Origin of the sequence: Protofrankia sp. CiP3 (assembly GCF_917627345.1) — a bacterium.
GTDB lineage: Bacteria > Actinomycetota > Actinomycetes > Frankiales > Frankiaceae > Protofrankia.
Genome location: NZ_CAKJTM010000004.1, coordinates 80,137 through 90,191, shown reverse-complemented (window position 1 = coordinate 90,191; position 10,055 = coordinate 80,137). Strand labels below are relative to the sequence as shown.

Genomic DNA, 10,055 nt, shown 5'->3' with positions numbered 1-10,055 from the left:
ACGATGGCGAGGGGATGATGGCACTTTCCAGAACGGCGGCGGAACTGTATCCGGAAATCGGGCCGGCACCGTTGAACTGCGGAACGTTGCGGAAGCGGCTCCGTATGGCGGACGCGCAGTTCGACGACGCGGTGGCGGAGCTCGTTCTCGCGGGTATGGCGATTGTGGAGGGGCGGCGGATCCGCCGGGCACCGATCGAGCGGACCCAGCCGAATGTTTCCCGCGACGCGCTCGTTGTTTTCGACCAGCTGCCGCCTGACGGCACTCCCGTTGGCGGCCTGCGGTTGCGCAGCGCTGTAAGGATCACGAACGACCGTTATCGACTGGCTCTGGACGAGCTGAAGACCGCCGGTCTCGTCCGGATCGGGCGGGGCCGCGGGGGCACGGTCGCCCGCGCTGACGATGTGTCCCAGCCAGCCGGCGATGAGCTGCTCGAAACGCACATCGACGACGCGGGATCCGCGGCCACAGGCCCCGGCCAGCTGGTGCGCCGGGAATCCGAACTGTACCGGCCGTTCGTCGACTGGTACCAGAGTGAGATCGACACAGCGGGGCTTACTTTCAGTCACATCCGAGAGACAGCTACCGCGCGTAGGCGGGCGCGGGCCAGCGGCCAGTGGTCCCGGCCGGACGTTGCGGCGGTCGAGGTCTGGAGTTCGTATCTGCTGCCCGACGTTGTCCTCACGATTTCGTCTTTTGAGATCAAGCGGGCGGTCGATGCCAATCGGCTGGAGTCACTCTACGAAGCCGCGGCTCATGGACGCTGGGCGCACTGTCCGAGCCTGGTCGTCGAGACGGCCTCTGAAGAGGACGAGGAAAATCCGCTGCCCGACCACATCCTCGCCGAACTCGACCGGTTGAAACTGGGTCTGTACACGATGTACAACCTCGGTTGTGGATCCTTTCGGGTGAAACAGTACATACCGCCGTCGAGACGTGTACCCGACCCGGGCTACCTGCACGACCTGCTGGAGTACTTCTTCGCTGATGACAATCGGCAGCGAGAGAGGTACCGGTTGGCGATCCGTCGCTGAGCGCGCATGCGCGGTGAGGGAATCGGGTGGCTGAGCACGATGAGCTGGGGCGCCGGAACGAAGGGAGGACGCCTTCGCCGTATTCCTCGGCGACACCGCCGCCCGCATCGCCGGCTACGGCATCGATCAGCCGGTGAATATGCCGGAAACCACCGGCCGGAACATTGCCAGACCGTCCGATCCCGGGCCGGTCAGCGGCTCGACGGCATGCTCGGGATGCGGCATCAACCCGACGACCGTGCCGCCGGCATTGCAGACGCCGGCTATGTCGGCGACCGATCCGTTCGGGTTCCCGCCGAGGTAGCGGGCAACAACCAGGCCGTCATACTCGAGCTGGGCGAGTGTTGCCGGGCTCACGATATAGCGGCCCTCACCGTGTTTTACAGGGATGATCACATCGGCGCCGGGCGTGTATTCCGAGGTCCACGCGGTCGAAGTGTTTTCCACCCGCAGCCGCTGGTCCCGGCAGACGAAATGCAGGCCGACGTTGCGGGAGAGCGCCCCGGGCAGCAGCCCGGCCTCACACAGCACCTGAAATCCGTTGCAGATGCCGAGGACGGGCAGCCCGTCGCGGGCCGCGTCCACGACCGCGCCGACCATGGGGGAAAAACGAGCAATCGCCCCGGCACGAAGATAGTCGCCATAGGAGAATCCGCCGGGCAGCACCACCGCGTCCACCCCGGTCAGCTCGGTGTCACCATGCCAGAGCGCAACAGCCTCGCCACCGCCGAGATGGATGGCGTGCGCGGCGTCCCGGTCATCCAGGGAGCCCGGAAATGTCACCACACCAATTCTTCGCGTCACCGGCGATGCTCCGCCGGCTGTTCCGCGCTGGCCGCTGCTCATGCGGGCAGCTTACGGCGTGTTTCGGAAGTCGTCATTCGATCAGGGAACGGCGTCCGAGCGGATGGATCGTGGGGCGGCGGGCGCTGGGCCTCCAGTAGCGACGAGGGGTGGCCGCGCGTTCAGGAGCCGCAGTGGGCAGGGGCGCGTTCCAGCCGGCTGGCGGGCGCGCTCTCGTCCCATTGCAGTAGTTTTTCCAGATGCACCCGGATGCCGGGACGCGGGCCATCCACAATATCGAACTGGACGTTGTCCATGAGTGCGTACATGACGTAGATGCCACGGCCGTCTTCGCAGATCGCGTCATTGGCGGACGCCTCAAGAATCTTAGCGTCTATCTGGAAGACGTCGAAGCCGCCGCCGTTATCCAGTACTTCGATGGCGGCCACCTGGTTGTCGACGTTGACCGAGACCTCGTACCAATCGAGCCCTTGGGCATGTTTTAGCACGTTGGCGCATGCCTCGGTGAGCGCGAGTTCCACATCGTCCACGCACTCCTGGTGCGCGCCGAGAACCTTCAGCGACTGCGTGCACATCCGGCGGACAACAGGAATGGAGATCTCGTCCCGGGGGAGCGACAGCGAAAATCTGATCTCCATGTTCGAACTCCTACCCCGGTGAGTGACGGCTAACCGACTCCGGTTTCCCGGCGACCGAAGGGTTTTCGATCATGATTTTCTCGCCTGCTCGCCTGCTTCAGGGGTGGCAGGAGATCCTGGACTCGCCGTGACCGAGGATCCGACGATGCGTGTTCCGGTGATTCCAGCCCACCCGCCAGACCTGTTGCCGGTGGGCGGGCGATGCTCCGCGTCCCCTCCCATGCCACGGCGTGGCAGATCCAGGACGAACTGGACGGTGACATGGACGGGTTGATGGGACGCGCTGGTCGCAGGTATTAGCCTTGCGCTGCCGGCATCAGTCAAGCCGATCCGTCAAGCCGAGGAGCACCCGATCACCCGCAGACAGACCGCCCGCCGTCCCGTGCCGTCTTTCGCCGGATCCGGCTCGTCCGGGTCTGGCGCGTCCAACGAGGCTGACCTGACCGTACCCGGGACACCGCGGGGCGTTTCCAGGGCCGGTGAGGCAGAATTCCCCGTTGTCGGGCCGCGGTCACCGTGTCCCTGTGGGTCGGGGCGCCGTTACAAAGCATGTCACGGGGTACGGCGGCGGCCCGCGCCCGTCCTGCGGCCTTTTGCCGGCCGGGTTGATGAGCCTGATCTGGTGGCTCTGCGTGAGTTGGTGCCCAGCGCGACCGCTCCACTCAAGCTCTCCGCCGGTTACCTCGCGGATCATCCCGAACACGCCGACCGCTCGATCGTGCTCGGCACGATGCTGCCGCAGGCGGTTCCCGCCATCGTCCGGGAGAACGGCGAGGTTCTCCTGGCGATGCAGACGGGCGTGCCCAGCGATGACGCGGGCGCGGACATTGCGCGGGCGCTGCTCGCGGCACTCGCCGCGCAGCCCGCGGGTCCGGTCGTCCCACCGCGGGCACCAGCGGGCGGTGCCCGCGCGGATGACACCCAGCCGGGCCCGACACTGCTGGATATCCTTGATCCAGCCCCGTTGGACATTACGGTCCACGCCGGGTTCACCTGGTGGATCCCAGCGTCCGAGGACGGCGGCGGCCCTGCCCCGGAAGTTGCTGCCGCACTCGAGCGGGCAAACGCGGCTGTCGTCCCGACCGCCCGCCTGACCTCGGTTGACGCGGCTTACTGGTGCCGTCCGGGGGAACGGGCACACCTGCGGTGGGTTCAGGCCTATGCGGAGGAGCCCCTGTTGGATGCTCTCGCGCGGCTGGCCGCGGCAGGTTGTCTCACGGTTGGTGACGGGTCCCGTTTTGTCGGATCGTTCCGGGCCGACGGTCTGGTCGTGCCGGTATGGGACCTTGCCCCGGGCGCTGATGCGGACAGTTGTGAGGAACCAGCCAGCGAGCTGCGGGTCCGGTTGGAACATGCGGTTGCCGACCGGACCCCGCTGGATCCGTCGCAACGCCGGATGCGCGCCGGCGTCGTGGGCCGGACTCTCACGCTACGTTGATATGCCAGTCGATATTCCTGATCGGTCGGGTACTCCAGGCGAGATGTTCGACGTGATAGTGATCGGTGCCGGTCCGGCGGGAGCCAGCGCCGCCCGTGCGGCAGCCAGGGCCGGCGCCACCGTCTGTCTGCTTGAGCGGGCTGAGCTTCCCCGGTACAAGACCTGTGGTGGCGGTTTGGTCGGCCTGTCGGCCGATCATGCCGGTGTCGATCTGTCGAACCTGGTCCGTGCGAGCATTGACCAGCTCACGGTCACCCTCAACGGCCGGCTGGCACGGACCAGGCGGCGGCCGGGCCGGCCGATGCTGTCCATGGTGATGCGTTCGGAGTTCGACCGGGCGCTGGCGGACTCGGCCTGTGCCGCCGGGGCGAGCCTGCGGACTGGTGTCCACGTCACCGGCCTGCGTGAAGTCACCGGACCGACTGGACCGGCTGGACTGGACGGACCGGCTGGACTGGACGGACCGGCCGGCGGCGAGGTCCGTGCGGCCGAGCGGTTCCAGCGCCAGCAGGCTGGTTGTGTCGAGGTATCGGTGCGGGGCGGGCCCGACCTGCGTGCCCGAGTCGTTGTCGGAGCTGACGGCGCCTCCGGGCGGACCGGTGGCTATGTGGGCGTCCGGTGCGACCAGGTGGACGTGGGCCTGGAGGGTGAGTTTCCGGTGAGCGCCCCGACCGCGCGGCGCTGGGCCGGCCGGGTGCTGCTCGACTGGGGTCCGGTCCCCGGTTCGTATGCCTGGCTCTTCCCGAAGGGGGAAGCGCTCACTGTCGGTGTGATCGGTTCGCGGGCACACGGCGGCGCGCTTCGTTCCTACTACACCGATCTGGTGCGCGGTCTCGGTCTGGACGCGGTGACACCGCTGCACGACTCCGGGCATCTGACGCGGGTGCGGGCCGTTGGTTCGCCACTGCGCCGGGGCAGGGTGCTGGTTGCCGGCGACGCGGCGGGTCTGCTCGACCCGTGGACGCGTGAAGGCATCTCCTTCGCGCTCCGTTCGGGCCGCCTTGCCGGCGAGGCCGCGGCCCGAGCCGCCCTCGGTGACCCCTGCGCGCTCGTGGACTATCCCAGGCGCGTCGAAGCGGTGCTTGGCCCTGAAATGGACGCCGGCCGCGAGGTACAGGCGGTCTACACGCGCCATCCCGGGTTGCTGCACGCGTTGCTGACCTGCATGCCGGGTACGTTCGGCCTGTTCGGGCGGATCGTGGACGGCCGCACCACAGTGGCCCGGCAGCTGCGACGCCCTGGCGTCCGTTCAGTGACCGCCGCGATCACCCGCTGACCGGACCGGTCGGGACAGGCCGTGAACCTGTCTGCCCGAACCGTGCGGCGACGGCACCAGCGATTTCGAGGAATGCCTGTCTGGTCGCCTTTCGCATTCCTTCCAGCATGATGCGCCCACCAATTGCCAGATGCGGATCGTAGGGTACCCGGATGACTCGCCGGGTACGGGCGGTGAAATGCTGTTCGAGAGTGCTCAGGTCCACGGATTCCCCGTTTGTCGGGAACGTCGAGATAACCGTTACCGCTGCTCGCACCTGGGCCGCGTACCCGTGCGCGTCCAGCCAGTCCAGCGTGGCGCTGGCGGATGAGCCGCCATCCGCGCTGGAACTGCTGACGATCACCAGTGTGTCGGCGAGCCGGAGGACGGCGGGCATGGCGCTGTGCAGGATCCCGGTGCCACAGTCGGTCAGCAGGATCGAGTAATGCCGCTGCAGGATGCCGTCAACGGCAAGGTAGTCGGTGTCGGCGAACGCCTGCGAGATCTCGGGCGCGTTCGCGGAGGCGAGCACCTCCAGGCGGCTGTCGGCCTGTGACAGGTATCTGCGGACGTCCACATAACGGTCCAGCGAGCCGGCGTTGTCGAGCAGATCACGCACGGTGTTCGTGCATGTCCGTGGTACTTTCGCGCCCAGCGTGCCGCGGTCCGGGTTCGCGTCGATCGCCACCACCCGGTCCCCGCGCAGGCTCGCCAGCGTCGACCCGAGGGCCACGGTCGTCGTGGTCTTGCCGACACCGCCCTTGAGCGACATGACCGCGATCCGGTGGCAGTCATACAGGGGGGTGCGGATGTGCGTGAGCAGGCGCCGATGGCGTACCTCGTCGGCGGACGGCCCCGGGTTGATCGTTCCGCCGGATGCCTTGAAAACCAGTTTCCGCCAGCCCCGAGATGCGCTGTCTGGCTGAGCCGGCAGTAACGCGCTGGTCATGAGTCTGCCGGGCGCACCGTTCGGGGATGGCAGCAGAGCGGGCGTATCAGCCGCTGTGTCATGGCCAGCGGGACGGATGCCAGGCGCTGGTGCCGGGTACTCGGTGCTGGGCTGGTGATTGTCCGGATACATGCCGTCTGGATACATGCCGTCCGGGTATGGCGCCGGCACCCGCTGGATGTCGGGAGGTGAGTTCTCGACCCGCCCCCCGCCGGGGAAACCGTCGCTGTCGAGGAACGGCCGATCCTGGCTGGACAGTACCGCGATCGGCGCCGTGGACACTCCCGGCGGCTGCTCGGCCGCCAACGGCGGCGAGTGCGGGGACACCGGCTCATCAGCTACTGGGAGGGGCAGCGGCGGCGGCGCTGGGTAGACTGTCGAAATCGGCGAGTGTGGTGGCGTCTCGATCGCGGTGCTCGCCACACCGGCGGAGATGCCGAGCGGATCGGCGGAGTCGAAATCCGGCGGGTAGCTGTCGTCCCGGTACAGCGGCGCCGGCCGGTGGGCCGTGTCGGTGTAGCTGGACCGCTGGTAACCCGGCAGGGGCTCCGATGAGGGTGCGCTGGTGGGCCGGGCACCGTGCTGGCCGTTGTTCAGGCGTTCCTCGTGGCGCAGCGTGCTGACGGACACCCGAGGTTTGGGCGGCGGTGGAGTCGGCGCGACGTTGCTCGGGTGGGCACCAGGCCCTGGATAGCCGCCGGGAACGGGGCCACGGTCGAACAACGGGTCGTAGGTTGACGCTTCGGTCCACGGCCGGGCGGCCGGTGATTCGTCCGCGGCGCCCGGCCATGCGCTTGTGAGCGGGTCGAACGCGCGCTCGCCGCCGGGTGGCGGCATCGGCGGTGGCAGCGGACGCCGCTGGGCCTGCGGAGGGGAACGCAGGTCGCCGTTGCTCGCCTCGGCCGGGCTGGACAGTGGATAGTGCCGCGCCGGTGACGGCATCGACTGGACCGCGCCAGGATCGTCCGCCGGAGCACGATTGAAGTCAGGCATGTCCGTTCGGGCGTCGATGTCGATGTCTCCGTTCGTGATCCCGCTCGGTCGCGGCCTTAGGGCGTGTCTCGGAAGCCACCCGGACGCGGCTCCCTGATCGAACGACGACTTCCGGAACACGCCGTAGAGTGGCAACAGGGGACGCGGCGACACGGGGGTGGGATGCGCACCTCGCGTTGTCGCCGTCGGTCGTCACCCACCAGGGTGGCTCCCCGCGCCGCCTCGCGATGCACGCACTCCAGCCCTGCTCCTTGATCCACACCCCTGTTGTCGGGCGCTCTTAGGATCGCATGTGTGCCCATGCCTCGTCGTCATCGGTGCCCTCGTCCGGCCGGGCAGCGTTCGGCCGGACGGTATCCGACGCCAGGGCCGCCGCGGTAGCCAGCACCCAACGTGCTGGTCGGTCCAGCCTGGCTGCGGCGCGGCGAACATCATCCCACTCGGGTTGCCTGGTGACGATCTGGCCGTCCGGAAGTATGCCGATCTTCACGGCGACGGGTTCGCCGCTGACGTTCACCGTGCGGAAGGCACGGGCGAGGGCACACTTGCGTACGGGTGTCTCCCGCAGGCCCAGGGTGGGAGTGTGGAGGAAGACCGCCCGCCGGACCGAGTCCGCGAGCGGCATCGCCACCAGCACGGACAGGGTGTGCGCCGGCCGGCCCTTCTTCATCAGCACCGGCGTGAGCCAGGCATCGGAGGCCCCCGCGGCCAGCAGCGTTGCCAGGATCTCTGGCCAGGCCCGCGGGTCGAGGTCGTCGACGTTGGTCTCGACCAGCAGCTCATCGGTCACGGCCAGCGCATTGGTCACGGCGGGGATGCGCGCGGTGGCGGAGTCCGCCGTCGGTGCTGCCGCCATCGGTGCTGCCGGCAGTGGTGCTGCCGGCAGTGGTCCCGTCCGGGGTGGCGTGTCGGCCGGCGGAGCGGTACCGACGACCAGGCGGACGACGTTGGGCCGGCCAGGGATGTCGCGCTGGCCGGCGCCGACGCCGACGGACGCCACCCGCATTGCCGGCAACGGACCGTATGCGTCCGCGTGAACAGCCACCAGAGCCGCTCCCGTCGGTGTGCACAGCTCCATGTCCACCGGACCGCCATACCCCGGCATTGCGTTGGCACGCAGCAGTTCCAGGACAGCGGGGCCGGGGATCGGCAGCACGCCGTGTTCGGTGCGGGCCGACCCGCCGCCGAGCGCCACCGGGGACGCGACCAGCTGGTCCAGGCCGAGCGCATCGAGCCCCGCGCAGACGCCGACCACGTCGGCGAGCGCGTCCAGCGCCCCGACCTCGTGGAAGTGCACCTCGTCGGCGTGGATGCCGTGGACGACAGCCTCAGCCTCGGCGAGCGCCGCAAACGTGGCCAAGGCCCGCTCGCGGACCGTCTCGCTGAGCGGAGCGCCGGCCAGTAGCCGGCGGATGTCAGCCCAGGTACGGCGGTGCTCATCGCGGGGTGCCGCGTTTCCGGGCGCCCCGCTCCCGGGCAGCCCGTCCTGGTGTGTCGCGTCTTCGCTACCGGTCCACTCGTTGGTGATGACCTGGACACAGGCGGCGGCGAGGCCGGCCCGGCTGGTCATGCTGACGTCCAGACGGACCGGAAGCCCGAGCGCTCCGACCGCGTTGGCGATCACATCCGCGTGCTGATCTGTGTCGGTCAGCACCCTGTTCAGGGCGCCGAGGATCATGTCCCCGCTCACTCCGTTGGACAGGTCGAGCCAGCCGACCCGGGCCGGTCTGGTCGATGCGGGCTCGGTCGGTCCGGCTGGCGCACGGTTCGCGTGGTGCATGTCGGCGTCGGTCACCCGTCCACTGTGGTCTGGCCGGTCGGAGAGGATGGAACGGACCCTCGACGACAGCCCCGCGACACCGCGTCCGCTATTGCCGCTATTGCCGGGCGTTCTTAACCGATCCGTTCACCGCCCGGTTCCTGACCGCTGTCGGCGACTGTGGGCCTCGCCGTCGCGCGGCGGGTGCGGCGGGTGATGCGGGCGGCGAAGATTCCCGCCCCGAAACCATTGTCGATGTTGCAGACGACGACGCCGGGCGCGCACGAGTTGAGCATCCCGAGCAACGCGGCAAGGCCGCCGAAGGACGCGCCGTAACCGATGCTGGTCGGAACGGCGATCACCGGTGTACCGACGAGCCCGCCAACAACGCTGGGTAGCGCACCTTCCATGCCAGCGATGACGATCAGGCAGTCCGCGGCGGCAAGGACGTCACGGACCGCGAGGATCCGGTGCAGGCCGGCAACTCCTACATCCGTGATCGTCTCAACGCCCGCTCCGGATGCGCGGGCGGTCAGCGCGGCCTCGGCGGCTACCGGTGCGTCCGACGTCCCTGCGGAGACGACCACGACCTGGCCGCGCTCCGGCGGCAGCGGGCCGACAACCACGGTGGCCAACCGGGCGGCAGGCCTGGAGCCCGGATCAGGCGTGGAGCTTGGATCAAGGGCAGGTATACCGGACGTGGTCAGTTCTCCGGGCCACCGGGCGAGCAGAGCCGTGACGGTGGCCGCGTCCGCGCGGGTCACCAGTGTCGGATGGCCGGCGCCAGATGCGCGCCGCAGCTCGGCGACGATGCCGACCGTCTGCGCCGGGGTCTTGCCGGCGGCGTAGACGACCTCCGCATCGCCGGTGCGCAGCCCGCGGTGCGTGTCGACGCGGGCGTACCCAAGGTCGGTCCAGCCGTTGCCGTCGCCGAGCGGGCCGGCTGTGATGCGCGTCAGCGCCTCGTGCGGCTCGACCGTGCCGGAAGCCACGGCTTCCAGCAGGAGCCGAACATCCGCCGTGTCCACGCTCCGACCCTACGGGGGCCGGTCGTCCCACGTCTGGATCAGGGGCGGCGCCGACAGGCTCCCCTCATGCGCTCTGTCACGGGGCCGTAGGATCGTCAAGGTGAGATCAGCAGATCCGGTCCGGGCAAACGCGGTCCGCAACCCGCTGGGCACGGCC

8 protein-coding genes are annotated in these 10,055 nt (G+C 69.0%); 3 read left to right on the top strand and 5 right to left on the bottom strand.

Going from position 1 to position 10,055, the window contains the following annotated elements:
- Positions 1-1,034 (top strand): hypothetical protein (locus MJ797_RS02635; RefSeq protein WP_239331457.1); only part of this gene is annotated, 1,034 nt, incomplete at its 5' end.
- Positions 1,035-1,160: 126 nt separating this feature from the next.
- Here the strand turns inward: MJ797_RS02635 and purQ are convergent.
- Positions 1,161-1,880 (bottom strand): phosphoribosylformylglycinamidine synthase subunit PurQ, encoded by a 720-nt coding sequence (gene purQ, locus MJ797_RS02630; RefSeq protein WP_239331455.1) that lies wholly within the window; start codon positions 1,878-1,880, stop codon positions 1,161-1,163.
- Between the two features lie 119 nt (positions 1,881-1,999).
- A complete protein-coding gene (locus MJ797_RS02625; RefSeq protein WP_239331453.1) occupies positions 2,000-2,476 on the bottom strand; it encodes an ATP-binding protein in 477 nt (158 codons plus the stop codon).
- Between the two features lie 439 nt (positions 2,477-2,915).
- On the opposite strand from MJ797_RS02625, the gene MJ797_RS02620 reads away from it, so the two are divergent.
- Both MJ797_RS02620 and MJ797_RS02615 read left to right on the top strand, forming a co-directional pair.
- The gene (locus tag MJ797_RS02620) at positions 2,916-3,914 is read left to right on the top strand and encodes a DUF5926 family protein (protein ID WP_239331543.1); all 999 of its coding nucleotides are present in this window, start codon (positions 2,916-2,918) and stop codon (positions 3,912-3,914) included.
- Positions 3,915-3,957: 43 nt separating this feature from the next.
- Positions 3,958-5,190 carry a geranylgeranyl reductase family protein gene (locus MJ797_RS02615; protein ID WP_374581262.1) on the top strand — a complete coding sequence of 411 codons (1,233 nt, stop codon included), beginning with the start codon at positions 3,958-3,960 and terminating at the stop codon, positions 5,188-5,190.
- On the opposite strand, the gene MJ797_RS02610 is transcribed toward MJ797_RS02615, so the two are convergent.
- From MJ797_RS02610 to larB, 3 genes are all read right to left on the bottom strand, one after another.
- Positions 5,180-7,111, bottom strand: coding sequence for a MinD/ParA family protein (locus tag MJ797_RS02610; protein WP_239331449.1), 1,932 nt, complete (start codon positions 7,109-7,111; stop codon positions 5,180-5,182). The two genes, MJ797_RS02615 and MJ797_RS02610, sit on opposite strands and share 11 nt — an antisense overlap.
- A gap of 280 nt (positions 7,112-7,391) precedes the next feature.
- The gene (gene larC, locus MJ797_RS02605) at positions 7,392-8,789 is read right to left on the bottom strand and encodes a nickel pincer cofactor biosynthesis protein LarC (protein WP_374581288.1); all 1,398 of its coding nucleotides are present in this window, start codon (positions 8,787-8,789) and stop codon (positions 7,392-7,394) included.
- A 215-nt stretch (positions 8,790-9,004) separates the two neighbouring features.
- On the bottom strand, positions 9,005-9,898 hold the full coding sequence (gene larB / locus MJ797_RS02600; protein WP_239331445.1) for a nickel pincer cofactor biosynthesis protein LarB: 894 nt from the start codon (positions 9,896-9,898) through the stop codon (positions 9,005-9,007).
- Positions 9,899-10,055 lie beyond the last annotated feature (157 nt).

Coding starts and splice junctions, on each gene's coding strand:
- purQ (WP_239331455.1), bottom strand. CDS start 1,880: ATGAGCAGCGGCCAGCGCGGAACAGCCGGCGGAGCATCGCCGGTGACG.
- MJ797_RS02625 (WP_239331453.1), bottom strand. CDS start 2,476: ATGGAGATCAGATTTTCGCTGTCGCTCCCCCGGGACGAGATCTCCATT.
- MJ797_RS02615 (WP_374581262.1), top strand. CDS start 3,958: ATGTTCGACGTGATAGTGATCGGTGCCGGTCCGGCGGGAGCCAGCGCC.
- MJ797_RS02610 (WP_239331449.1), bottom strand. CDS start 7,111: ATGCCTGACTTCAATCGTGCTCCGGCGGACGATCCTGGCGCGGTCCAG.
- larC (WP_374581288.1), bottom strand. CDS start 8,789: ATGATCCTCGGCGCCCTGAACAGGGTGCTGACCGACACAGATCAGCAC.